Origin of the sequence: Mesorhizobium sp. M7D.F.Ca.US.004.01.2.1, assembly GCF_003997785.1 — a bacterium.
In the GTDB taxonomy this organism is placed as follows: Bacteria; Pseudomonadota; Alphaproteobacteria; order Rhizobiales; family Rhizobiaceae; genus Mesorhizobium; species Mesorhizobium loti.
Genome location: NZ_RZRQ01000001.1, coordinates 1 through 24,077, shown reverse-complemented (window position 1 = coordinate 24,077; position 24,077 = coordinate 1). Strand labels below are relative to the sequence as shown.

At 58.8% G+C, this 24,077-nt stretch carries 18 protein-coding genes and 3 pseudogenes; 1 reads left to right on the top strand and 20 read right to left on the bottom strand.

The window, feature by feature from the left end:
- Positions 1-498: 498 nt before the first annotated feature.
- From EN993_RS00110 to queC, 17 genes and pseudogenes are all read right to left on the bottom strand, one after another.
- Positions 499-1,644, bottom strand: a complete 1,146-nt coding sequence (locus EN993_RS00110) for a TlpA disulfide reductase family protein (RefSeq protein WP_063170388.1) — start codon at positions 1,642-1,644, stop codon at positions 499-501.
- A gap of 272 nt (positions 1,645-1,916) precedes the next feature.
- On the bottom strand, positions 1,917-2,294 hold the full coding sequence (locus EN993_RS00105) for a hypothetical protein (protein WP_024505270.1): 378 nt from the start codon (positions 2,292-2,294) through the stop codon (positions 1,917-1,919).
- 13 nt (positions 2,295-2,307) lie between these two features.
- Positions 2,308-3,606, bottom strand: a complete 1,299-nt coding sequence (locus EN993_RS00100; RefSeq protein WP_063169368.1) for a SidA/IucD/PvdA family monooxygenase — start codon at positions 3,604-3,606, stop codon at positions 2,308-2,310.
- An 842-nt stretch (positions 3,607-4,448) separates the two neighbouring features.
- Entirely contained in the window at positions 4,449-5,321 is an 873-nt protein-coding gene (locus EN993_RS00095; protein WP_063169369.1) for a universal stress protein, read from the bottom strand.
- 95 nt (positions 5,322-5,416) lie between these two features.
- Positions 5,417-6,232 carry a response regulator transcription factor gene (locus EN993_RS00090; protein ID WP_063169370.1) on the bottom strand — a complete coding sequence of 272 codons (816 nt, stop codon included), beginning with the start codon at positions 6,230-6,232 and terminating at the stop codon, positions 5,417-5,419.
- On the bottom strand, positions 6,229-6,708 hold the full coding sequence (locus tag EN993_RS00085; protein ID WP_024505267.1) for a NifX-associated nitrogen fixation protein: 480 nt from the start codon (positions 6,706-6,708) through the stop codon (positions 6,229-6,231). Before EN993_RS00085 ends, EN993_RS00090 begins: the two co-directional genes overlap by 4 nt.
- 16 nt (positions 6,709-6,724) lie before the next feature.
- Entirely contained in the window at positions 6,725-7,222 is a 498-nt protein-coding gene (gene nifX / locus EN993_RS00080; protein ID WP_063169371.1) for a nitrogen fixation protein NifX, read from the bottom strand.
- Positions 7,219-8,571 carry a nitrogenase iron-molybdenum cofactor biosynthesis protein NifN gene (gene nifN / locus EN993_RS00075; protein ID WP_024505265.1) on the bottom strand — a complete coding sequence of 451 codons (1,353 nt, stop codon included), beginning with the start codon at positions 8,569-8,571 and terminating at the stop codon, positions 7,219-7,221. Before nifN ends, nifX begins: the two co-directional genes overlap by 4 nt.
- A gap of 8 nt (positions 8,572-8,579) precedes the next feature.
- Positions 8,580-10,064, bottom strand: a complete 1,485-nt coding sequence (nifE, locus tag EN993_RS00070) for a nitrogenase iron-molybdenum cofactor biosynthesis protein NifE (RefSeq protein ID WP_024505264.1) — start codon at positions 10,062-10,064, stop codon at positions 8,580-8,582.
- Positions 10,065-10,125: 61 nt separating this feature from the next.
- Positions 10,126-11,667, bottom strand: a complete 1,542-nt coding sequence (nifK, locus tag EN993_RS00065; protein WP_024505263.1) for a nitrogenase molybdenum-iron protein subunit beta — start codon at positions 11,665-11,667, stop codon at positions 10,126-10,128.
- A gap of 129 nt (positions 11,668-11,796) precedes the next feature.
- Positions 11,797-13,299 (bottom strand): nitrogenase molybdenum-iron protein alpha chain, encoded by a 1,503-nt coding sequence (nifD, locus tag EN993_RS00060; protein ID WP_024505262.1) that lies wholly within the window; start codon positions 13,297-13,299, stop codon positions 11,797-11,799.
- Positions 13,300-13,386: 87 nt separating this feature from the next.
- Complete coding sequence (gene nifH, locus EN993_RS00055; protein ID WP_024505261.1) at positions 13,387-14,280, bottom strand: nitrogenase iron protein; 894 nt, start codon at positions 14,278-14,280, stop codon at positions 13,387-13,389.
- Between the two features lie 1,097 nt (positions 14,281-15,377).
- Positions 15,378-15,574 (bottom strand): annotated as a pseudogene (locus EN993_RS37545) (7-carboxy-7-deazaguanine synthase QueE); the annotation flags it as partial.
- 160 nt (positions 15,575-15,734) lie between these two features.
- Positions 15,735-16,487 carry a carbonic anhydrase gene (locus EN993_RS00040; RefSeq protein ID WP_063169372.1) on the bottom strand — a complete coding sequence of 251 codons (753 nt, stop codon included), beginning with the start codon at positions 16,485-16,487 and terminating at the stop codon, positions 15,735-15,737.
- A gap of 770 nt (positions 16,488-17,257) precedes the next feature.
- A complete protein-coding gene (queE, locus tag EN993_RS00035; protein WP_164548811.1) occupies positions 17,258-17,983 on the bottom strand; it encodes a 7-carboxy-7-deazaguanine synthase QueE in 726 nt (241 codons plus the stop codon).
- Positions 17,984-17,988: 5 nt separating this feature from the next.
- Positions 17,989-18,345, bottom strand: coding sequence for a 6-carboxytetrahydropterin synthase QueD (gene queD, locus EN993_RS00030; RefSeq protein WP_063169374.1), 357 nt, complete (start codon positions 18,343-18,345; stop codon positions 17,989-17,991).
- Entirely contained in the window at positions 18,345-19,043 is a 699-nt protein-coding gene (gene queC, locus EN993_RS00025; RefSeq protein ID WP_063170389.1) for a 7-cyano-7-deazaguanine synthase QueC, read from the bottom strand. The genes queD and queC overlap by 1 nt, the downstream gene beginning before the upstream one ends.
- Before the next feature lie 369 nt (positions 19,044-19,412).
- On the opposite strand from queC, the pseudogene EN993_RS00020 reads away from it, so the two are divergent.
- Positions 19,413-19,554: pseudogene (locus EN993_RS00020) on the top strand (transposase); the annotation flags it as partial.
- Here EN993_RS00020 and EN993_RS00015 read toward each other — a convergent pair.
- From EN993_RS00015 to hisC, 3 genes and pseudogenes are all read right to left on the bottom strand, one after another.
- Positions 19,549-20,751 (bottom strand): annotated as a pseudogene (locus EN993_RS00015) (IS3 family transposase). The pseudogenes EN993_RS00020 and EN993_RS00015 overlap by 6 nt on opposite strands.
- Before the next feature lie 254 nt (positions 20,752-21,005).
- Complete coding sequence (locus tag EN993_RS00010) at positions 21,006-22,040, bottom strand: LLM class flavin-dependent oxidoreductase (protein WP_063169375.1); 1,035 nt, start codon at positions 22,038-22,040, stop codon at positions 21,006-21,008.
- Between the two features lie 71 nt (positions 22,041-22,111).
- Positions 22,112-23,242, bottom strand: a complete 1,131-nt coding sequence (gene hisC / locus EN993_RS00005; RefSeq protein WP_063169376.1) for a histidinol-phosphate transaminase — start codon at positions 23,240-23,242, stop codon at positions 22,112-22,114.
- Between the last annotated feature and the right edge of the window lie 835 nt (positions 23,243-24,077).

Sequence of the window (24,077 nt, the reverse complement as noted above, 5' to 3'; positions counted from 1 at the left end):
GCTTGGTGATGATGAACTCGGCCAGCAGCTCGGCATCCGAATGGCCTTCCCATAAGCCGAAGGAATCCTGAGTACGAATGAGCCGCAGGAGGCATTTGACGAACGGGGAAGCAAGGGCCTCGTCGTCCCCGTGGACAGCAGGGCCAACCGGTTCATGAGGAATTTCGCTTTTCCCCAATTTCAGTACTCCTCTTGAAGGACGATCTCTTTTTCTGCGATGTGTGGTTCGGGCGCTTGCGTGGGCGGGGAATGGCTTGGGCGAGCCGATCCCACGCAACAGTGTCCCGTGGCCGACCTCGAGCACGTCCACCAATGCGAGACCTTTCACCGCGGCGCGAACGCCTGCGCCGCGGTTCGACCCGAGGTAAACGCAATGGAAATTCCACCTGCCGCAAGCCGCGCACTTTTGCGGCATCGACGTTATTGCTGCGAAGTGCGCCTGGGCGGGCGGATTTGCCGGTGTTCAATTCCAATTGTCATGCCCTTCGCGATCCTTGCTCAGGAAGTGACAGCGTTTTGAGTTTCGGAAGTCTTGTTTTGCGGAGCCACACAGAGACCCGCGTGACAGGCAGGCTCACCCGTGTAGTTGGCCAGGGCTTGGAGCAACGAGGTGAGGTAGCGCTGTTTGGTTTGGTCCGGCACTGGCTCCGAATGGTCCAGCGATTTGATTGCCACCTCGATCAACTCGATCGCCCGGTCCTTGTTGCCGCTCTCGTAATAATACTGAGCGACCGGAAAGTAACACCCGAATTTAAAGTCTCCATCGCCTTGCGGAGGATTAAGTTCCAGGATCTGTTCGGAGAGCTCCTTGCCCATCGCAAAGCGATCATCATGCGGAAGATGGGAGTTGTCGATCGTGGGATGGAAGAGTTGGTTCAGCGCCATCACCACCCAAGACATCGCTTCGAACTTTTTGTTGATCGCGTCCTCGACCAATTCGCGCATAAGCGGCAAGCCGGTTTTGATGTCGCGCAGCTTGTGAAGCAGAATATCCGCATGAACCCGCCGAAAATCAAAAGAGTCTGGCATCACGGCGAGGCCTTCTTCGATGGCCAATAGTGCCGCTGCCCAATCCTCGTCCTGCATCGCCGGCCCAAGTTTGGCGTATATCGGCTGACTCAGCGACGATTCGCGCACACGCGAGATTCGCTTTGCATCGACGGCTTTCGCTTCATAGCTGCTGCGCCAGCTGCCGTTAAGGACTTTCGGCAAAACGTCATCGAGAGGTGCCGGGTGGCCGATATAAGCGATGTGGCCGTCGCGGTCGACCACGAACGAGGTGGGAATCCCGAACGAAGAGCTGGGTTCCAGCCAGAGCTTTTTCATTTCGCCAGTGCAATCGAACGCTGTCCGATAATTCAGATTCGGGAACTTCTCGGTCAGCCAGGCATCCACGTTGGTCCGCGCTTCGTCCGCGGTTGCAGCCTTTTCGCAAGCTGCGACTCCGATAATCTCAAATCCGCTGTCTTTATATTTCTCCTGCAGTTCGATCAAATGGGGCATGGCGTGGACACATGGTCGGCACCAAGTCGCCCAAAATTCAACGAGGTAGACCTTGCCGGGCCGAAGGCTCGTGAGGGGCTCGCCACGCAGCCAGTTCTCCACTTTCAGCGCAGGAGCCGGGGACCCCATACGCAGTTCCATCTTGGTGTCCAAAGTCATTCCACACCTTTCGTCTCTTTTGTCGCGGAATATTTTCCAGTCAAAATCGGACACGGTCTCGAGGGCATTGCTCCCTCTCGCTTGCTTCAGCGGAGCTCTCACCGTGTTGCCGCACATCAAGCACGGCAAAGGGCATGCCAACCCTTCTTAGCTTCGGCAAGCGCCGGTACCGCCTTGAATAAGCGAGCCCTAACACGGCCAGCTGACGTTAACCTGAATGTCGGCTTTCGACGGCTCACCTTAGCGGCTGCCGTTTAGGAAGGTGAGAGTTTGGCTGGCCCGCTGGCGATAAGACCGGCTTCGGCGTCCTGGAGTAGTCGCACTTCGGCGATGGGGTCGAAAGTGCGGGAGAGGCTCGGTACCCTTGCAGCCACCGCCGCATGTGGCCCGGCGTCATAATTCGCGTCGCGGTTGCCAACGGCGGCGTTGGGCTCGATCCACGTGGCGTTGAGCCCGACAGCACGTAAAGCTGCATCGTGATTGAATGCCCTTTGCTGTTTCACGCCAAGCAGGAGTCGCGCGACGCTACCTTGCTCAAGCGCGAGCAGAGCGATCTGACGCCGTAGGAATATTGCTCGTCCCGCTTTTGCCGCCAGAGGCGGAAATCTTTCCTGAATGCCACCGCCGATCATCAATATCGACGAATCATATCCCGCTGCCCATTTGTTCGACTCCGAGGTCGGGCCAGCACTCCGTCAAGGGACGGTTGATGAACCCTAGATGCTCGGGATTGGCGCATGGCGCGCGCCGCAGAAGGCTGTCAAGGATGCGGCGCGCTCGCCAGGCCAGCAGCCCAAAGTTCGGATCAGCCAGCCCGCGCTGTCCAAGGCAGGCGTTCTGAACGAAAAGGCGTCGGTCTCGCGGTCCGTCCCAGTACACCGAAAAATCCTCGCCGATGGCGAGCTCATTGCCGATCTGTTCGAGGCGATCTGCGATCGGTTCTAGGAAACCCGGCAGCGGTTTCTCGTACCCGGTGGCCAGGATGACGATATCGGCGGTTACTTCTCCGATGTTGTCCAAGCCGCGTTGCAGCGTGAGCCTGTGCCCTGCTCCGGCATTGATGCAGCGCGACACGTTGCAACTTGGCCGCAATGTGATCTCGCATTGGTGTGGCTCGAGAAAGGCGTGGTGGTAGAGCGCCTGATAGACCGCGCGCAACTTGCTTTCTGAAATGCCCTCGGAGGCAAGCGCGAAACGCCGCAGGAACAGCTGTCGATGCACCTCGCTCATCGCAGCAAAACGATCCGAGAAGCATGGCGTGAACAGCCCGTTTGTGAACGCGTGGTCGTCGAAAGGCATCTCGCGCGTCAAGACCCATGTGATCGCCGCGGGCCGCCGTTCTTTCGGCCGGCCGACAAGGTGCAGTAGCAGCTCGGCTCCCGACTGTCCGCCGCCAACAACGCAGACATGCTTTTTTTGCACCTCAGGATTGATGTGGGCCAACTCAGATGAGTGGAACAGGTTGGGTCCAGTCCAGCCATGAAACTGAGGCGGAATTTGCGCCTGCTTGCCTATGTCGATGACGAGGTTTCTTGCATCAAGGACCGCGTTGTCCGTCCGCACGCGAAACTCGCCGTCAAAGCGGATTTCGCGAACGGCCTCGCCGCCACGGACAAGCGGATTCTTCTGGAACGCCCAGTTGAGATATTGGGCGAACTCGGCTCTAAGCACCCCGTGAAATTGCGCATTGAGGAAATTGTAAAGACGCCCGTTCTCGTGGAGGTAGTTTACGAATGTGTAGGCTGATCGCGGATTGACCAGAGTAACCAGATCCTGGAAGTGGCCGACCTGGAGCTCCGCGCAATCGAAAGCGCTGCCTGGATGTCCTCGGAAATCGACCTCCCGGTCCAGGAACAGTGCCCCTTGCGCAATCTCTTCCTGTATCTGACACGCAAGGCTCAAATTAGATGGTCCAGCACCCACACCAATACAAAAGAGGTCCACTTATCCTTACTCCTCTAGGAGTGTTTTCCAACTCAGCGGCATGTTGACGTCGATTGCCGGGCATTGAGCAATGCGAACCTCACAGGCATGCTTGAGCCGCGGTCCCGACTGAGAGGACAGCAAAAGCGTGTGCCGCCTTCCAGGTCTTGGGCTCAATGTCGGCGGCATCGACAGCGGCGCGGCGTGATCCGAACCCAAGAGCAGAAGGAAAGTGTGTGATGCTGTCGCGCGGCTCTTCCGGATCTTACGGCGGCTTCTAGCGCCGGCCTCCACCCCAGGAGTGGCTGTTTCCCTGCCACGACGGAAGCGGCTCTTTCTTTCGAGGGGCGTAACCATGGATAACGGCTCTTAATGCTTTCGGAGACTCCCATGCATGCGGCGTGCCGGATAAAGACCTGTCAAACCAACGAGTTCGCGCAGTTCCAGCTCGTCTGGAATCCGACATTGTCGCACGCCCGACGATCGGGCAGGGGAAGCTCCGCGGCAGCGGCCCTTGCACACCGCAGGCTGACAGGGACAGCCGCCGATTTGACGCGCGTCCGGGTACTGATAAGGGGCCTTCCAACAGGGTTCGCGCACGAGGCGGGGTCTCCTGGTACACCCGCCCTGTGGCTTGGCTGCGGTCTGCTGCAGCCGTTCGTCTTTACTGCCCGTTGCGGACGATCTCGCACGAGTTGGTTCACGAGAGCGTCGTGAAGCAGTCGAGGCGTCCGGTTTGGCTCTGACAAGCGTCGCAAGATGTTCGCGGATCCAGCCATGTCTCCGCAATCCGACCGGTAACCGACGACGACTTCGGACTGGTTGGCGGTCCTACGACCTGATCGGTGTTCCTACGGAGCTGATCAGCGAGCCAAAAACAGCGGCAATGTGGTCTTCCCAAAGCTCCAGCTCGGCGGACCGCCGAAAATCCGCTCACGCAGCCCACGGCTGCCATAAGCACCCATAACCATCATGTCAGCACAGATGTCGTTCGCGTGCTGGGTCAGCACTGTGCCCGCCGATTTGCCGGCGCTCTTAAGCAGGTCAACGGAGACCCGAGCACCGTGCCGAGTAAGATAGGCAGCGATGTCAGCTCCAGACTGCGCGCCTTTCCCGTTGTTTTGCGCCTTTGGATCGACCATAGCGACACAGACTTCCTTGGCAGCGGATAGGATACTAAGAGCTTCCCGAACCGCACGCGAGGCCTCTACACGCGAATCCCAGCCGACCAGCACGCGTCGAGGCGACAGCGTCGCCTTAACGCCCTTCGGCACGATGAGCACCGGCTTTCCGCTATCGAACAAGCAGCCGTTGACAACAGGAGGTCCGAGAGTCTCATCGTTGAGGAGGTCTCCTCCAACGATCGTCAGGTCAGCGCAGAGCGCCCGCTGTCGTGCCACTTCACCGAGGCTAGCCGGATCGCAATAGTCGGTGTCAACGTCACAGGAAAGCGACATAGCTTTCAGCCTTTTGAGGATATCCGCGGACCGTCTTTCCATTCTGGTCACGTCCTGTGAAAATTTCTCGATTTGCTGAAATCGATAGTTCGGTACTGCAATTGCCTGTGCACGTCCTGTATTCCATTCGGGGGGCGGAGACGACATCAAGAGCAATGGAGGCGGTATAATGAGTACCGATAGGTGCGCGCCGACCTCGGCACACAGTCCGGCAGCTGTTGTGAGGTCCTCATCAGAATGATCAGCACCCGTCACACTGAATATGCTTTTAAATTCCATTTGCCTGCTTCTCCTGGTCTTCGTTAGGAGCGCCTCAAAGCGGCAACACCGCTCTCAGGAGGAAGAGAGAGCGGCACCACGTTCGATCACCGATTTCAGTCGTCCGGCTTCTCGAGCGAGTAGCCGGCCGACCTGACGGTGCGAATGACGCTGCCGGGCAAGGCCGTTTTCAGCGCCCTCCTGATTCGGCTGATATGGACATCGACGGTGCGTGCACCGACATGAATGTTGGGCAGCCAGGCCGCCCCGATAAGCTCGTCCCGGCTGAAGACCTTGCCGGGGGCCTCAATCATAAGCCGCAGCACGTTGAAATCGATCCGTCCGAGATGGATGTCGTGGCCATTACCGCGAACCCGATGGGCATCGAGCTTCATCTCCAGGCCTCCACAACAAATCCAACTGTCGTTTTCAACCCCGTTCGGACCACGCTTGGTCAGCCCGAGCCTCGCCCGCAGGCAGTCGAGCAGCTTGGCCGGAGCCACCGGCCGCACAAAGCTCTCAACGCCTGCCTTCAAGAGATCGAGGTGCTGGTGCTCGGCGCCAGGCGCGATCAGGGCGATGATAGGCAGGTCGGTGGTGCGCGGTTCCCGCTTGAGGTGGGCGCAAATTGCGGACCCGTTTATGCTGGCTGGGTCGCAATCCAGCACTACGGCCTGAAGCTCCCGTTGTTCGGCCAAGGCCAGCGCAGCCTTCGCGCCGTCTGCCGTCTCACTGCTGAAACCGTCAACCTCCAGTATGTGGCTGTAGAGCAGATAGAACTCGGCATCTTGCGAGCAGATCAGGACCAGCGGCTTCTTCATCGGCGATACCCCAACAACCTGGTCGGCCTCGAGTCCCTGGATCGAGGGGACTGGCCAACATAGTTTCTCGGGTCCGTCATGATGGCCTTTCTCGAAAATCGCGCCCATCATGCCAGCGCCACGTGGGGAAAGGTTTCGATGACTGAAATCGCATCGTCGACCAGCTTCGTACCGGCCGTGGCGAGCTTCAGGAGCGTCTCGAAGCCAAACCGGTGGACATCGCGCAGCGTTTTGGACAAAACGACCAGCCGTCCGGTCGTGAAAAGCACCCGACCAAAACCCTCATGGCTCACCTGGATCATCGGCGATGCCATAAGGCCGCAGCGCTCCTCGATCGCAAGCCCGATGGCGGCGTAGTACTTGTCGAGCCTCCACAGCACGTCGGGATCGGGATCTCCGATGATTGGGATCCCTCGGCGCTGTTCCTTGGTAATGATGAAGTCGCCCAGCAGCTCAGCGTCCGCTTTGCGTTCCCACGAGCCATAGGAATCCTGAGAACGGATCAGCCGCACGAGGCATTTGACGAACGGGGTGCAAAGAGCCGCCTCGTCTTCGGCGACAGCTGGGGGGATTGCGGGGTCAGGCATTGGCGTCCTCCTCTTTTCAGTCCTCGTCCTCGAAGGACGGTTTCTTTTCGGCAATGCCCGCTCGCGCCAGCACCTTGCGCAGCCAAGGCGGAGGACACGTCCTGAGCATCATCTGCGTGCGCAAGAGCACCTGTGGGATCGATTGGGGCTCCGCCACTTTGATCGGGTGGATTTTTGCCGCGACAAGCTTGGCTGCCGAAGGGCCGCCAATTGCCAGACAAAACAGGATCTGACAGCCCTTGAGCGCATCCACCTTTGGCGTGATGCGATCATCGCGCTCGGCCCGATGCTCCCCGCTTTCATCGGACACGTCATCGAAGGCCACGGCTTCTACGAGATTCCATTCCTCGCGCGTCACGTCGTAGACAGCAAAGCGCCTGGCCGACCCGAAATGGGCGTTGAGGTCCTGCATGTCCTGAGTGGCGATCGCAACGCGCAATGCGCCCTTACGTCGTTCAGGCATCGGGGCGAAAACCTCACTACTGACCAGCGAGAGGCGGCGAACAGCGTTCATCGTGATATTTCTCGATTACGGAGTGGATCAAGCGCCTCAGGAGTGGGCGCGTGTTGGTTGGCCTGGAAGATGCTGGCGACCTCGAAGATCATGTCGCGGGTGCCCTGATAGAGAATTGCGAGCTTGTGCTGGCTGCCTAGTCGATCGAAGACCGGGAACCCGATGCGCATGAGCGGAATTCGGAGCCGCTCCGATGCTTGGCGCCCGTGCGAATGCGTGACAAGCAGGTCAGCACCGACGGCAAGACTTTCCAGATCGCCGAGATCGCCGATCTGAACCGAAACCGCCGGGACTTTCTCGAGAATTTTAGACCTGTCGGTCGTTGTGACGGCCGCGGCTATCTCGGAGCCGAGGCCAGCAAAGAAGGTCGCAAGTTGGAACAGCTGGTCTGGTTCGGCAGCGATGGCAATTTTCTTGCCGCCGAAATGGAAATGTCCGTCGAGCATCGCGTCCTGCAATTGCGCCCGGCGCCGGCGCACGCGGGCCGGTACCGCCGCGCCCGAAATCGCAGACAGCAGCGACACGAAGCGGTCCGTGTCCTGCAGCCCAGTCAGTGACTGGAACAACACGTAAGGCACGCCGGTCAACCCGTGCAGCGCTTTCGCCGGGCGGCGCATGTGCTCACCGATGGCGATGCATTGCATGGCCGTGCCCAACTCGCGAATGTCTTCGACGCTGGTGCCGCCGTATGTGGTCGCTACCCAGCGGTCAGGAACCGTACCGTCGAGCGAGCCTGAAATGTCGGGCAGAATAACCGGCTTGAGCCCAAAGCTTTCAACCATGTCACGCATATGCTCGATGTCGGCGACAGTGAGGTTGCATCCGGGCAGGATCGCGATCTTCTTCGGCTGCCGCGCACGTTCGCCCGAGCCTGTAATCCCTTTGATCATTGCGGTGACTGCCTTGGCCCAGCCCTCTTCGATCGCGCCGTCAAAATCCGGCGTGTTGGCCAGCACGACCTCCGTACCCGCAAGCTCTTGCGTGTGCTTCAGCTTGATGTTCGCAATATCACTCGCGCAATCTTCGCCACGCGTCTCCACCAGCGCGGTCGTGCACACCCCGATCAGCTTTGGCTTCGTGCGGTTCTTGAGGTTGAGGATGGCTTCTTCAAGATGGTCGGCAGCGCCGAGGATGGTCGCCACCTCATCCATCGCTGTTGTCTGCAATGGAATCGTTTCTTTGAAGTGCCGTACGAAGAGCACGAGCGCGAAGCTTGTGCATCCCTGGCTGCCGTGGAACAGCGGCATCGCGCCGTCGACCCCAAGAAAGGCAAAGGCGGCACCCAGCGGCTGCGACGACTTCAGCGGGTTCACCGCCGCGGATTTGGTCTGGGGAAGGATGCGGGCCATCGGTCGCCTCAACACTCGCTGAACTCGTGTGCCGTCGCGCCGGCGAATTCATCGAACAGGTGCCCGGACTCCTTCTTCGTGCATGGCAGTTCGTCTTTTAGATCAGGCTGGCAATCCCACGGGGCCGGCTGGCGCACCTGAGACCAGACCGGATTGTGAATGGCGAGGTCGATCTGGCGTACGAGTTCCACCATGCCGGCATAGCCGGCATAAGGGTGCTGGCGCTCCTGGTTGATATCGAGCCAGGGCGTCTTGGCCTTGAGCGCAATGAATTGCGTGCGACCGCCCGACAGCATGATATCGGCCCTGTGTTCAGAGAGCATGGCGTACAGCTCGCGCGCAGCCATGTATTCGAACATATGCTTGTCGTGCTTGAGAACTTGTTTGATGCGCTCCTTGTCCTGCACCGTAGATTTCTTGACCGAGGTGCCGACGATCTCGATTCCGATCTCCATCAGCGCACGGACAACCGACCAGGACTTCACACCGCCTGTGTTGAGCAGCACGCGCTTGCCTTGGAGCCTTTGCCGGTAGGATTCGAGTTTCTTCCACGCGATCGCCTCCTGCTGCGCGATCAGCGTCTCCGTGCGCTCGAGGATCTCCGGATCGGCGCCCTTCCTCACCAGCAGCCTGACAAGGTTGCGAAGAGCTTGCGATGTGTCGGAGATGCCATAGAAGGAGCCCTCGAAGAACGGGATGTCCCAGCGCTCCTCCATCTTGCGGGCAAGACTGATCAGCGCGGTCGAGCACACGATCATTGCCGCCCGGGCGCGGTGCGCGGAAGCAATGTCGCGGTAACGCGCATCGCCGGGAATGCAGGCGCGCACCCGGATGCCGAGCCGATCGAGGAGCGGCTTTACAAGCCAGAATTCGCCCGAGAGGTTGAATTCGCCAAGGATGTTGATGTCGTAGGGCCCGGGGTCGTCGGGTTCGACCGTGCCGATGACATGATCGAGCAACGCCTCGGCGGCGAGCTTGTTGCCGAGGTTCTTGGAGCCTGCCAGGCCAGGCGCATTGATCGGCACCACGGCCAAACCGAACTTTTCCGTGGCGCGTTTGCACACGGCCTCGATGTCGTCACCGATCAGCGCCGTTACGCAAGTTGAGTAGACGAAGATCGCCGGCGGCGCGTATGTGTGCTTGATCTCGCGGATCGCCTTGAAGAGTTTCCGCTCGCCCTGCCCCATCACCAGGTCGAGTTCGGTGAGGTCGGTCGTGAAGCTTGTCCGCCACAAGGTCGGCCCTGACGAAACCGCACCACGGTTGTCCCAAGAATTGCCCTCGCAGGCGAGCGGCGCATGGACCAGATGCGCAACGTCGGTGATCGGCTGCAGGACGATCTTGGCTCCGTCAAAGGCGCAGCCGCCGGCTGCCGCCCCTGGTGTCAGCGACTTCGAGCAGCCCTCCTTGCGCGCCTTGGCATCTTTGCCACGGTTCTTATCGCAGGCGGGCTCATCGAAGGCGTCCTTGATTTTGGCGCTGAGGGAGGACATCGCTCAGCCTCCCCAGTCCATTGGGCAAGGAATGGCCTCGGCGAAAAGCCGGCCACGGCTCTTAGCGCGTGAGGTCATAGGAATAATCCGTCACACCCGTCTCGCTCGTCTCGCGATCGAGTTTGTCGAAGATCTTGTCGAGGATCGTCGTCAGCACGCGCAACGCGCCCTGGTAGCCAAAGAGCGCAAAGCGGTGATGATGGTGCCGATCGAAGATCGGAAACATCAGCCGGATCAGCGGCGTTCCGGTGTCGCGCTCCAGGTACTTGCCGTAGGAATTGCCGATCAAAAGGTCCACCGGCTCGGTAAAGAGCAGCGAGCGCAGCGCCCACAGGTCCTTGCCCGCCCAAACCTGGGCAGCCTTGCCGAAAGGCGAGGATGCTAGCAGCTTCTTCAAATCGGCTTCCCATGCCGAGGTGCCATTGGTGGCGAGGCAATGGGTTGGCTCGCCGCCGGTCTCCATGACAAAGCGGGCCATTGCGTGAACGAAGTCGGGATCACCGTAGATGGCGTATTTCTTACCATGCAGCCAGGATTGGCTGTCCGCCATGGCGTCTACCAGTCGGCCGCGCTCGAGGCGAATTGCCTCGGGAATCTCCTTGCCGGAAATCGCCGCGACCTCCATCAGGAATTCGTCCGTCGCCTGAACGCCGAGCGGATAGTGGAACGAGGCCGTCGCCTGCCCGACCTCCTCGCAATAGCCCAGTGTCTTTCGGGTGTTGTGATGCTGCAGCGAAAGCGTTGCCTCGGCGTTGAGGGCCTTCTTCACCTCGTTGATCTTCGTGCCCCCGTCATACATGCGGTATTCACCGTCCGAAGGCGTATCGAACTGGTCAGAGGCATCCTGGATCAATGTATAGGACACGCCCATTACATCGAGCAGGCGCTTGAGCTCCCGGTTGTTGCCGACGCAGAAGCCGTCGAAGCCCGGAATGATGTTGATGGTTCCTTCGATTTGCGTACGCTCCTGACCTTTCCAGAAGTGCTCCAAAATGCCTTTGACCATGTTGTCATAGCCGTCGACATGACTGCCAACGAAGGCCGGGGTGTGGGCAAAGGGCACGTCGAAGTCGCGCGGGACTGAATCTTCGTCCTTGGCGTTCTGGATGAAGCTGTGCAGGTCGTCGCCAATGACCTCTGCCATACAGGTCGTCGACACGGCAATCATCTTGGGGTCGTAGAGCTGGTAGGTGTTGGCGAGCCCGTCGACCATGTTCTTCAGGCCGCCAAACACCGCCGCATCCTCGGTCATTGAGGAGGAGACCGCCGCGGCAGGCTCCTTGAAATGGCGCGACAGGTGCGAGCGGTAATAGGCGACGCAACCTTGGCTGCCGTGGACGAAGGACATGGTTCGCTCGAAGCCGGCGGCAGCGAATACCGCACCCAGCGGCTGGCAGGCCTTGGCCGGGTTCACGACAAGCGCTTTGCGGGCGAGGTTCTTTTCGCGGTATTCCCACGTCTGGGTGAAATCGCGCTGATCGGAAACGATTTCATCGGGGTGCGGACATTCGAAGTTTAGCTTCTTCTCAGCGAGCATCTTTCTGTATTCCGGCTCGCGGAACAGGGGAGCGTGATCGAGAATTTTTTCAGCCGACTGCGGCATGATGATTACCTCTTTTGCATCTGGCTGCGCGGGACGGCAGCTCAGGACGTCAAGACGTTCCAGGCTCCGGCGGATCAGAGGCCGCGGGAGTTCACCGTCTCAGTGGGAGACTGGGGCTGAAGCAAATGTTTATTCGGCAGCCATCGCCCGCTCATCGCCCCGGCTTCTTTTCCAAGGCGCGTGGAATAGGTCCCAGACCGGGTTGTTAATGGCGAGATCCACATCACGTGCGAAAATGGCAAAGCCGTCGTAGCCGTGATACGGGCCTGAATAATCCCAGGAATGCATCTGGCGGAACGGTATGCCCATCTTCTGCACCGGGTATTTTTCTTTGATTCCCGAGCCGACCAGATTTGGGCGAATCCCTTCGATGAATTTCTCCAACTCATAGCCGGTCACGTCATCGTAGATCAGCGTGCCGTTCTTCACGTAGTGGCCGGTGCGCTGATAGTCGTCGCTGTGGGCGAATTCATAGCCGGTGCCCACGATGACCATGCCGAGGTCCTCGTAGGCCGTGACGACGTGGCGGGGGCGCAGGCCGCCGACATAGAGCATCACGGTATTTCCTTCCAGGCGCGACAGGTACTTGGCGATGACCGCATCAACAAGCGGCCTGTACTTGGCAATGACCTTTTCGGTCTTCTCCTCGATTTCCGGCCCAAAATGCTTGGCTATGTTGCGCAGAGAGGCTTCGATCTGGGAGGGACCGAAGAAATTGTACTCCATCCAGGCGACGCCATACTTTTCCTCCATATGCCGACAGATGTAATTCATCGACCGGTAGCAGTGGATAAGATTGAGCTTAGCCTTCGGGGCGCGCTCGATCTCTGCGAGTGTGGCGTCACCCGACCAGTTGCCAACCACGCGCAGCCCTATCTCCTCAAGCAGTATGCGCGAGGCCCAGGCATCGCCGCCGATATTGTAGTCGCCGATGACGTTGACGTCGTAGGGGCCGGCCTCGAACTTGACATCCTTTTTGTCGAAGACCCAATCCCGGATTGCATCATTGGCGATGTGGTGGCCAAGCGACTGCGAGACGCCGCGGAAGCCCTCGCAGCGTACCGGCACGATCGTCTTGTCATACTCCTTGGTCTTTTTGCGAGAAACGGCCTCGGTGTCATCGCCAATCAGGCCGATAGGGCATTCGGACTGCACGGTGATGCCGTTGTTGAGCGGAAACAAGACTTCAATCTCGTCAATGATCTGTTCCAGCTTCTTGTCGCCGCCGAAGACGATGTCCTTCTCCTGGAAATCGGAGGTGAACTGCATTGTCCCGAACGTGTCGACGCCCGTTGTACCGACGTAGTAGTTGCGGCGCTGCGACCAAGAATATTGGCCGCAGCCGACCGGGCCGTGCGAGATATGGACCATATCCTTGACTGGCCCCCACACCACGCCTTTCGAACCAGCATATGCACAGCCGCGAATCGTCATCACCCCGGGAATGGACTTGATGTTCGATTTGACGTCGCATTCGGAAAGGACCTCGCTTTCCCCGCCAGCCTCGTTGCCGCTCTTTGCGACGTTGAGGTGCTTCTTGCGGCGCTTCGCCGCCTTGTCGGGATAATGCGACAGCACCTCTTCGATAAGCTTCGCATGAAGAGCACCGTCATTCTCGTATTCCCGGCTCATGAGTCCCCCTTTCAAGGTTGGGTGACGCCTCAAAGAATAGGCGCCGTTCTCTGCAAGGCGCGCCGATTCATGGCAGCGCTAATGTCACTACTGGGCCGCCGCCTTCGCCGCTTCCTTGGAGTGAAGCTCGGCAAGCATCTGCTCGTCGGTCTTCATGATGCCGAAGTCGAGCAGCATCTCCTCCAGCTCCTCCATGGTGATCGGCGTCGGGATCGTACCCTGGCCCGAATTGGCGTGGATCTTCTCGGCCAGAGCGCGGTATTCCCCTGCCTGCTTTGAGTCCGGCGCGTACTGGATCACCGACATCTTCCTGAGTTCGGCATGTTGGACGATGTTGTCGCGGGGCACGAAGTGGATGAGCTTGGAATTCAATCGGCCAGCCAGTGCTTCGGCCAGATCGAGTTCGCGGTCGGTTTGACGTTCATTGCAGATCAGCCCGCCCAGCCGCACACCGCCCGAATGGGCATATTTGAGGATGCCCTTGGCGATGTTGTTGGCGGCATAGAGCGCCATCATCTCGCCGGACATGACGATATAGATCTCCTGGGCCTTGCCTTCGCGGATCGGCATGGCGAAGCCGCCGCATACCACGTCGCCGAGGACGTCATAGGAGACATAATCGACATCGTCATAAGCGCCATTCTCCTCGAGGAAATTGATCGAGGTGATGACGCCGCGGCCGGCGCAACCGACACCCGGCTCGGGGCCGCCGGACTCCACGCACTTGATGCCTCTGTAGCCCACCTTGAGCACGTCCTGGAGTTCGAGGTCTTCCACCGAGCCTTCCTGTGCGGCGAGATCCAGGACGGTATCCTGAGCTTTCGAATTCAGGATCAAGCGTGTGGAATCGGCTTTGGGGTCGCATCCTACGATGAGGATTCTCTGCCCGAGGTCGACAAGGGCAGCGAGCGTATTTTGGGACGTGGTGGACTTGCCGATGCCGCCTTTTCCGTAAAAGGCGATCTGACGCAGACCTGACATAATAGCTTTCCTTCCTTCGTTCTAATTATCGCGACTGCCCGCGACACAAGTGCCGATAGGCAGCTCGTGCCGCCTCACACCAAGCATCGCAAAAAGCGTACCAGCGTGATCGGCCGATCCCAGAAGAAACTTTGTCATTAAATTCCAGCCGCTTAGACGGCGGCAAAACGCGCGAACGGGCCTTTCAGGCGTCTGTCACGGACACGACAAAGCCGACACAGATTGTCGTGCGCCATCCAAACCGCCGTGTGTCGAGCTCGAAGCGGGAGAATGGGGAAGTTAGCCCAAAGCTGATGGCGAGACCATCGGAAGACATCGGCTCTTGTCTTTCCAGCCTGCCATTGATCGGGCGGTCGCTGGATGAGCAGGAGCCTGGGGCTTGACCGCGGCGCGGGTAGTTCAGGCAGGCTTACAGAGCGGGAACGCCGGCGGCCGATAGACATCCGCGCTTAACCTTTCATAGCCCGTCTACAAGTTGGTTCCGCCGACGCGCTATATGGAAGCCAAATAATTCAGTAGCTTAGCCGAGAGCATTGATTTTTTCAGAAAGATACGTGTTATACGCGTATGAACCGCCGAACCCATGGTCGGCGCCCTCATGCGCGTGAGACCCCGTTGTGGGCGAGGCTCGCGACTGGCTGCACGATCCTAGCCGGCCTGCTTGCCATTGAGTTTGGTCCCGCCGCGGTAGGCTGCGGCATCAAGGGCAACATCAGCTACAACACTGGCAAGAAGATTATCACGTTCTTGGACAGGAATCTTACTGGGAGACACGCATCAACCTATTGAAGGGCGAGCGGTGGTTTTGTTCAGAGGAAGCTGCACGAAAGGCGGGCGGGCGGGCTTCGAGAGGTTAGTGTCGCGGCAGCTTGCAGATCTGCCCACGGGGCCGCCACGATCGCAAAGTGTGTACAAAAGCGCCCTCTCTGCCGAACTGAACAGTGCTCACGGCCATAGCCTCGGATGAGCCCGACTGGCTTGACCTCTGCATGATGAGAGCAGCTTTTACACCAGGTGCGCAGCACATGTCTTTAACGAACGCATCGTCTTCAAGAATATAGAGAGCAATTCGGAAAACCGAGTAGTTGGCGGCGAAGCTAGGAGAAGGTATACACTACCCTCTTGTTACCCCAGAGTAGAACGTGCAGCTGCGGCAAGACGCGGGCTTCGAACCACCTGTCGCTGGTCACCTTTTCTACCAGCGGTTCCATGCGCATCATATTCCGTCGGACTCGACAGAGACGTCTTCATTACCACGGCGGGGCGGCGTGTGATTGCCGGGTTGCAGACAAACCTCGCCGCGACGTATTTGGGACGAGTGGTGTCGGCACCGAATCCCTATCATTTAGACTAGCCAGCTTGGGGAGCGCCGTCAGACCGCCAGACCGGAAGAGGAGGCTTCGCGCCAACTTGTGCCAAGAATGTTGGACCGTGCGGAACCGCTGGGGCGGCGCTCAACTCTGGCGCAGGATGAAGCGTCGATTGGGTGAATGAATAGGGCGCGCGTTCGACGGGTAGAGTGAGGCAAATCGCTGGATGTCTGCCGGATCAACGTCAACCGGTTCCATCGCCACCATCCACTCGACGTTTTCGGTGCACGGCGGCGTCGTCAGTGAGCCCTCATAAGTCCAATAGCCAAGCGAGGCTGGCAGAAGCCAGTTGGGATTCACCTCGTCGATCGTCACCTCCCCATTCGGCAGTTCGGGAAAGGCCGCAGCAAGGGCAGCAAAGCTGGCATTTGTCGCGCCGGGCGTTAAAAAGACGCCCAGCACGCCCAGAGTACCACTTTGCGTGTCCTTGTGAACGAAATGCACCTCCATCGGGAAGCTCTTGCCCGCCACGTGATGTTCGCTTGGCGCATGGAAATGGAACTGTACCAGTTCGTAGACACGATCGCCGCGGGTCAGCGTGCTGCCTTGTGGCATATTGATTTGAATGGTGTGGCCGTTGTTCACCATATTGCCGCCGCCCTTGTGCCAGCCGATGGCGATATGCGGGATATCCGCCTTGACCGCGCTGTTGATATTGATCGGCGATTGCTGCGTGCCGGCAGAGCATACGAAATTTTCCTTATCCAGATCAGCCCAGTGCTCCGGTCCGACCGGACCGGTGTACCCCCAATGGGCACTGGTCGCTTGGGCGGCTTGAACGCAAATCCGGCATGCGCCGAGCGCAACCAACCCTTTGATCAGGTGACGACGATACATATTACTTTTGCTCCTCTTGCGAACTGATGTTGGTGGCTGCCCTAATGGACGCGTGATGGCCAATCGGCGCGGCCAGTATTGTCCTTTGCAACTGATAGATGCCCGCACGCCTTGGCGTGCTTTCATAAGTGCGGCTGCCGTTTCTCGGCTGGCCGGCTTCTGCAGCCCGCAACGGGGGCAGTTTCAACCAGCTAAACGATAAAAAATTTTAGCAGACCAGCGCTTGACCCCCGCCGCAAAGGCACAGGCGAAGGTGATCACTGCGCGGCTGCCGTTCGCGCCGGAGGCCGCATCGCTATACTTTACACTCGCTGCCCAAGGAGACGCAGGCGACCCCAATACGTTTTCATCGCTACTCCCGACGCAGCCGACCCACGCCACGAAAACGTTGCTATATTTCACGTTGGGCCAATGAGGAAATCGATCTTCTTTATGGAAGGCATTTGCGCAATGGATGCATTCCCATGCTGACAGTCGTGCGTCAGGCCGGACAATGAGATACATCGATAAGAGCTGGACAAGGATGAGGGGATGACGTGCTTGCGACGGAGCAGGTGGGGCGAGAAGGCCAGTTCTTGCGGATTTCAACTTTGCGTGACGACAGCTCATCGGAGTCAAGGTGACACACGCCGGCAGCGGGGTGTCCGGGCGGTTTCCAGCCGCACAATCGCGAGACCGCTGACGCGAACAAAGCTCGGCTGTACTCGGCACGCGAAGAGAGCCTGCCAAGCCGTTGGAGCCCGGCCTTCCGGTGCGACGCAAGCCACAGACTAGACCGCCCTCTTGTTACCCCAAAGCAGAACGTGCAGCTGCGGCAACACGCGGGCTTCGAACCACCTGTCGCTAGTCACCCTTTCGACAAGCCATTCCATTCGCATCATTATTCCGTCCAAGTCGACAGAGGCGTCTTCACTGCCAGGGAGCGGCGGCGTGTGATTGCCGGGTTGCAGATAGATCGGAAGGTGCGGATATCTCGCCGCGACTTCTTTGGCGTAGGCATAGTCACTCTCGTCGAAAACGACGAGCTTGAGCACGATTTGCGGCTTCTCTTGCGCCGCTTCGAGGCATGCATCAAACGCAGCCCAACGGGTCGTCATCTCGCTGGACGGCGGCTTTGGGCTAAGGGTCAGCACGTCAAGATCCGCAAACCACTCCCTCACCACGGAACCCTGCGTTTCCAGTGCAAAACGATAGCCCTCGCGATGGCCTCGTTCTATGAGGGGACCGAACGGCTGAATGGCCGGGTTGCCGCCTGACAAGGAGACCATAACCGGCCTGCCGCCGGAAAGCGCATGGACGGTTTGCCACACGGCATCGATCGGCATCGGTAGCCATTCATGGCGATACTGATTGTCCACCGCGTGAAGGCTGTCGCACCATGAACAGCGATAATCACATCCGCCGGTTCTGATGAACACCGTCGGCAAGCCGATGAGCACGCCCTCGCCCTGGATAGTCGGCCCGAATATCTCGCTCACACGGATTGCGGGATGCATGTCGGTCACGGACGGTATTCCGCCCAAGTTTTCGGTGTTTCGCTAACGCGCACGGCCGCGGTCTGCGGCAGACGTGCCTTGCACCATTCATAGAAATGTCTGGCCAGGCATTCCGCCGTGACCTTCTCATGTCCCAGCACGTCGTTGAGGTGCCGATGGTCGAAGCTCTCGTCAATGTAGCGTTTGAGCGGCGCCAGATCGTGATAGTCGCGCACGAAGCCGTGGGCGTCCAGTTCCTTGGCCGACAGCTCCACTACGACGACATAGTTATGCCCGTGCAGGCGCGCGCATTGATGGTTGGGAGGCAAGGAGGTGAGCTGATGCGAGGCCGAGAAGTGGAATTCCTTGCTGATGTGGAACATTACGCGCGCCTCCTGCGCAGCGCCTCAAGCCAGAAATCGGCGTCCTCGTAGTCGGTGGGATCAGCGTGCCCGGCGAGATGGAACGCTTCGCGCCGCTCGACGCAGGTCCCGCATCGTCCGCAGTGACGCACGCCGCCCTTGTAACAGGACCAGGTCTCAGCAAACGGGGTGCCGTATCTTGCGCCATCCGCAACAATGTCAGCTTTTCCGAGATTCACATACGGTGCATAGAGGCGTATCTGCGCATAGCCGTCGAGCGCGCGGTCTTGCATTGTCTGGAAAGCTTCAATGAAGGCCGGACGGCAATCGGGATAGATGAAATGGTCCCCACCATGCACGGCCGCCGCCACCGCTTCGGCGCTGTGGGCGGCGGCGAGACCGAAGGCGATTGCCAACATGATGGCATTGCGGTTCGGCACCACCGTAATCTTCATCGTGTCTTCGGCGTAGTGGCCGTCCGGCACGTCGATACTGCTAGTCAGCGCTGAGCCGGAAAGGCCACGGCCAATTTCGCCGATGTCGATGATCTGGTGCGGGACCTTCAGTCGCTGCGCGCAAAGAGCGGCGAAGCCCAATTCCTTCCTGTGCCGTTGGCCATAGTCGAAAGATAGAAGGCCGGTGAGTTCGTGCTCCGCTGCCACCATGTGAGCAAGGGAAACGGAGTCCAATCCGCCAGAGCAGACGGCGAGAGTCTTCATCATTGGTATCCTTGTTTTGACCGGGTAAGGCTGCGACCGGAGATTTCTCTGCGCCCCCACTACTCCAGCGACTCAGTTTTGTGAACCGGGAGAATTTGCGCTCAGCCCGATTGGAACGGGAGTGCGTCGCGTCCAACACGCGTGATCAATAAAAGTTGAGCGCTTCAGCAGTTTGTTTCGCATCGCGCCAACTTTCGCAACCTGCTGTCCGATCGTCGACTTCGAGACAAGGTGATGTTCGGCCGACATCGGCTGACTCTTAATTAAGCCGCAGAACACATGTTGGCTTTCTGGCCTTCGCTTGTGCGGTTGGCGAGGGCGACATGGATGCCAGCAAATTTGACATTGGCGACATCCGCCTGGAGAACCCTGCGCGGCGCGATTGAGGCCGCAGGCGAGCCTGCTCTAACTGCCGCCCTACAGTCCCGACTTCAATCCGATTGAGAACGCCTTCGCCCAACCTAAGGCGCTGCTGCGAGCAAAGGCCGAGATAACCATCAAGGCTCTATGGGACTGACGTTGCCCCAGCAGTTTTGAGTTCGTTTCCGGCGTGGGTTGTGCCCTGCTGGGCGGGTGAAGCGACGGGCGCTGGCGCGGAGCCTTTGGCATAGCGCAGCGCGAGCGACCGTCGCGGATTGAAGGTGCTGGCGAACTTGGCCGGGGTCTGCCAGGGGGGAGTGCGGCCGCGCGGTGTTGTAGTCGGCGTGCCACAGGGCGATGGCTACGCGCGCCTGAGCCAGCGAGGTGAACAGCGTCTCGTTGAGCAGTTCATCGCGCAGTCGGCCGTTGAAGCTCTCGATGAAGCCATTCTGCATCGGCTTGCCGGGCGCAATGTAATGCCATTCGACGCGGTTCTGATCCGCCCAGGAGAGGATGGCGTTCGAGGTGAACTCGCTGCCATTGTCGCTGACGATCATCCTGGGCCGGCCCCGCTCGGTGATGAGCCGTCCAATTCGCGGGCAACCCGCATGCCCGAGAGAGACGTATCAACGATGAGTGCGAGGCACTCTCTCGTGCAGTCGTCGACGACGGCCAGGATGCGGAAGCGGCGCCCGTCGGTGAGCTGGTCCGATACGAAGTCGAGCGACCAGCGCTCGTCGGGCCTCAGCGGCACCAGCATCGGCGCCCTGGTCCCGATCGCCCGCTTGCGGCCGCCACGGCGGCGACGGCGAGCTTCTCCTCCCGATAGAGCCGGAACAGCTTCTTGTGGTTCACGACCAGGCCCTCCCGCCTCAGCATCACGAGAAGACGCCGGTAGCCGAACCGGCGACGCTCCTGCGCGATCGGCCTTCATCCGCTCGCGAACCTCGCGGTCGTCCGGCCTGCTGGTCTGGTAGCGAACCGTCATGCGGCAACAGCCGATGGCTTTACACGCCCGCCGTTCGCTCATCCCGAAGCCTTCCTTCAGGCGAGCGACAGCTTTCCGCTTGGCGGCGGGCGTCACCATTTCTTTCCCACAAGGTCCTTCAACGCGGCATTGTCGAGCATGGCGTCGGCCAAAAGCCGCTTCAGGCGCGTGTTCTCGTCCTCCAGCGCCTTCAGGTCGCCGAGCCTCGGTGACATCCATCCCGCCGAAGCGGGCCTTCCAATTGTAGATCGAGGCGTCGCTGACCCCGTGCTTGCGGCACAGATCGCCAACCGATACCCCGGCCTCGTGTTTCTTCAAAATTCCGATGATCTGCTCTTCAGAGAAGCGGCTGCGTTTCATGTCCTGGTCCTCTGGATGGGCCAGAACGAACTTCAAACCGGATTAGATCAGAGGGGCAAGGTCAGGACGCCTCGGCGCGGTCGTCGACCTCTTCACCCCAGCCGAATGTGCCAACTACTTCAAAGCCGCAGGATATGACCTGGATCAGATAGGACGTGCTCCAATGGTTTACACCTGACACAGGAGTCCGGCCCCCACAACCGTTTCGCAATGAGGAGCAGCGCTGCCGCTGCTCCTCCAATCACACGACGGATTCACGATGCGGCAACTCGAGCCATGATTTCGGATCCAATGGCCGATGCGGTGTATAGTGAGGCATCCAGCGGCAAATCCCCAAATGCCAGTTGACACAGAAGATAATTAGCACCTGCCTCTTCCAGCTGATCAAGGAGAGCTTTTCGGACAGAATCTGCCGTTCCCACGACGCACAATTCACTTTCAATTGCTGCATCGAAGTTCAAAGGCAAGTTTGGTGGAGTGGAAATGGCATTTAGTTCGTATAGAAATTTGAAGCTATTGAGCCATCGTTCATAGGCAGGTGCTGCGAGCAAATACGCATCTGTTTCAGAACGCCCTATCACCACCATTCGGAGCAATCCAAGAAATGGCGCTTGCTGGCCAATGTCAGCATCGTGAATTCGGGCGGCGCGGAACGCGTCGGTAACGCTGCGAACAGAAGTGGAAGGTCCGACGCAGGCGATGTTTGCCCCATTCGCAGCGGCCCAGCTAGCCGGCTCGGGTCGATTGGTGGCGATCCATGTCGGCGGACGGGGATATTGGTGAGGTCTCAACGTCAGCGGAACATCTTTCAACTCAAAGTGGCGGCCCTGATAAGAAAGCGTCCCGCCTTTCATCGCATTGATGAGAATCTCACTGGCCTCCGCATACTGTTCTGGTGCTGCTTCTACAGCAACCCCGAAGTATCCCAATTCAGTGGGAGCAGAGCCGCGCCCTATGCCGAGTTCAAGCCTGCCGCCGCTCAACTGATCAAGCATGCAGATCTCCTCGAAGGCACGCAGCGGATGATAGAGCGCAAGTAGCATTACCATGGGACCAACACGAAGACTGCGGGTTCGCTGGGCGACGCTCGCTAAGAACAAATTCGGTGATGGACCTCTGCCATGCGGCGTACAGTGGTGCTCGGCGAGATGATACGCATAAAAGCCATAGCCATCGCACGCTTCTGCTAGGCTCAGCCGATCTGCATATTGTTGTGCGATGTCATCGCCGTTTTCGTCCAGATGATCGAAGATGCCGAAGGTCAGGCCCGAAGCGGAAATTTTCTTCAATTAATTGTTCTCCAAATTACCTATATTTATTCGCTAATCATCATAGCTCACGACATATCATTACTTGATGCTTAATGTGAATCGACTTCATGCTTGTGAGCACCGCGATCCTTCTTAAAGTTCATACAGACGCGTTCGGCGGCAGCAAGGAATTTGTCCATCTGCTCTGTGGTGCCAATGCTGACGCGAATACAGTTCTTCAAATCTACGTCAGGAAAGCTGGCGATGAGGATCGCCTGCTCTTTCAACGCGGCTTGCCAGCATGAGCCCTCCTGTCCCGCCGGCACACGGGCCAGCAAAAAGTTTGCGTGGGAGGGTGTTACGGAAAAGCCAAGTTGCAACAGCGCCAGGGTCACTCGCTGTCGTTCATGCTTGATGTGCCTGTGGTTCTCTTCGTAGGCGTGGCGATGCGCAAGAATGCTTTTCCCGACCGCCTGCCCGATCACGTTCATGTTGAAGACATTCTGGATGTTGCGCAGCCTGCCAATGATTTCTGGGTGACCGAAACCGAAGCCGACTCGCACGCCAGCGGCAGCATAGCTCTTTGAAAAAGTCCTCAAGATCAAAAGATTCGGATGTCTATTGACGAGGCGCAGGGCATTGTCGGGTGCGAAGTCAACGTAGGCCTCATCCAAGACGACCAAGCGATCTGCTTGCTCCACAAGGCGTTCGATTTCGGCCACCGGCACGAATGTTCCGGTCGGATTGTTCGGATTAGCCAACAGAATGAACTTCGCGTCTTTTGCGGGGCCGGACAGCAGTTTTTCTATCGGCAGGGGATGAGCTTCGCTCGATGCGATTTCGAGAAACTCGGCACCCTGCAACATGGCAAGTTTACGGTTGAACGAAAATCCGGGCGACAGCATTGCCACTCTATCTCCTGGGGCGAGGAAAGCTCTGTAGATGAGTCCGAGCAGCTCCGACGAACCGTTGCCGGCAATCACCTGATCTTTGGAAAATCCGTAAGCATCGGAGGCAGCTGCCCTTAAGCTGAGATTGTCGTCTTCCGGATAAAGATACTGGTGTTCGATCGCAGCAATTGCACTTTGCATTACGCTCTTCGGCAACGGAAACGGGTTCTCGTTCGTATTTAGCTTAACGCAGTTTGCATCCGTCGCTGGTCCGTTGGACGAGAGAGCATCTAATTTGCTGGCCACCGGCGAAAAAAGCGAAAGCACGGTCTTCAGTTTTGCATCGCACATGTTCTTCTCCGTTTTTCAGTCCCGCAGGGCATGTGACATGAGGCAATCGTTGATCGTGACTTGATCGACGTTCGGCTATATCAGCGCTGCCTTCCCACCCTGGTGGGGATCGCCGACCACGGTTTGGATTTGACACCGGGAAGCTGTCGAGAACCTGATGACGACCCAACGTTTGGCCGACGGCCGATTCGGCGCAACAGACGGTGTTTCAACATCGCATCGTCCTCAAAGCCGCATGCAGGGCCTGCACGACAGCCCGTCTCCAGCGCCCGCAGATAGGTGGAAGCCGAAGTCTTGCCGAACCTCAGTTGCTCTGCCACCTTGGCCCACCGGACTGCCCTGTTTATGGGTCAGGCGCAGGATATCTCTGACGCTCGTTCGTCTTGCTTGCTTCCGTCTTGGCATGGGCTCTCTCGGTTTGCTGATGAGAGAGCCAAATACCGGCTCATCTGAGCATGAGACGCAGGCCTGACGATATGGAGCGTCGCTGGTGGCGCGCGTAGCCGAGAGGGTTCGCCTCGCTGGCGGGGCATGCAAGACGGCGCACCTCCTTAGCCATCCTGTCCCATCGTCTCAGATCGTGAGGCGCACCTTATAGTCGGTGAGGAGATCTTGCAGGGTCAGGTTACGCCCTAGCGCTTAAGGTTGTTGGTCGCACCGAGCAAGCGCGGGACCTGTCGACGGACAACAGCGGTGCCACTGCCGGCACTAGGTGTGAGCTTTCGAGAGGTTGTCCATTCGGACCGGACCGAGGAGACTGGAGTTACCACGCTTCAGCATCCATCGGAGGGTCCGAATGAACATCCACAAGAATGCCCGTCTCACACCGCTGCGT

Excerpts from the sequence above, each read along its gene's own strand:
- nifE (WP_024505264.1), bottom strand. The coding sequence starts at position 10,064 with ATGTCCTCCCTCAGCGCCAAAATCAAGGACGCCTTCGATGAGCCCGCC.
- EN993_RS00110 (WP_063170388.1), bottom strand. The coding sequence starts at position 1,644 with ATGGAACTGCGTATGGGGTCCCCGGCTCCTGCGCTGAAAGTGGAGAAC.
- nifH (WP_024505261.1), bottom strand. The coding sequence starts at position 14,280 with ATGTCAGGTCTGCGTCAGATCGCCTTTTACGGAAAAGGCGGCATCGGC.
- EN993_RS00040 (WP_063169372.1), bottom strand. The coding sequence starts at position 16,487 with ATGTATCGTCGTCACCTGATCAAAGGGTTGGTTGCGCTCGGCGCATGC.
- queC (WP_063170389.1), bottom strand. The coding sequence starts at position 19,043 with ATGAAGACTCTCGCCGTCTGCTCTGGCGGATTGGACTCCGTTTCCCTT.
- nifD (WP_024505262.1), bottom strand. The coding sequence starts at position 13,299 with ATGAGCCGGGAATACGAGAATGACGGTGCTCTTCATGCGAAGCTTATC.
- hisC (WP_063169376.1), bottom strand. The coding sequence starts at position 23,242 with ATGTGCGATGCAAAACTGAAGACCGTGCTTTCGCTTTTTTCGCCGGTG.
- nifN (WP_024505265.1), bottom strand. The coding sequence starts at position 8,571 with ATGGCCCGCATCCTTCCCCAGACCAAATCCGCGGCGGTGAACCCGCTG.
- EN993_RS00090 (WP_063169370.1), bottom strand. The coding sequence starts at position 6,232 with ATGATGGGCGCGATTTTCGAGAAAGGCCATCATGACGGACCCGAGAAA.
- queD (WP_063169374.1), bottom strand. The coding sequence starts at position 18,345 with ATGTTCCACATCAGCAAGGAATTCCACTTCTCGGCCTCGCATCAGCTC.
- EN993_RS00105 (WP_024505270.1), bottom strand. The coding sequence starts at position 2,294 with ATGATCGGCGGTGGCATTCAGGAAAGATTTCCGCCTCTGGCGGCAAAA.
- nifK (WP_024505263.1), bottom strand. The coding sequence starts at position 11,667 with ATGCCGCAGTCGGCTGAAAAAATTCTCGATCACGCTCCCCTGTTCCGC.
- EN993_RS00085 (WP_024505267.1), bottom strand. The coding sequence starts at position 6,708 with ATGCCTGACCCCGCAATCCCCCCAGCTGTCGCCGAAGACGAGGCGGCT.
- queE (WP_164548811.1), bottom strand. The coding sequence starts at position 17,983 with ATGCATCCCGCAATCCGTGTGAGCGAGATATTCGGGCCGACTATCCAG.
- nifX (WP_063169371.1), bottom strand. The coding sequence starts at position 7,222 with ATGAACGCTGTTCGCCGCCTCTCGCTGGTCAGTAGTGAGGTTTTCGCC.
- EN993_RS00095 (WP_063169369.1), bottom strand. The coding sequence starts at position 5,321 with ATGGAATTTAAAAGCATATTCAGTGTGACGGGTGCTGATCATTCTGAT.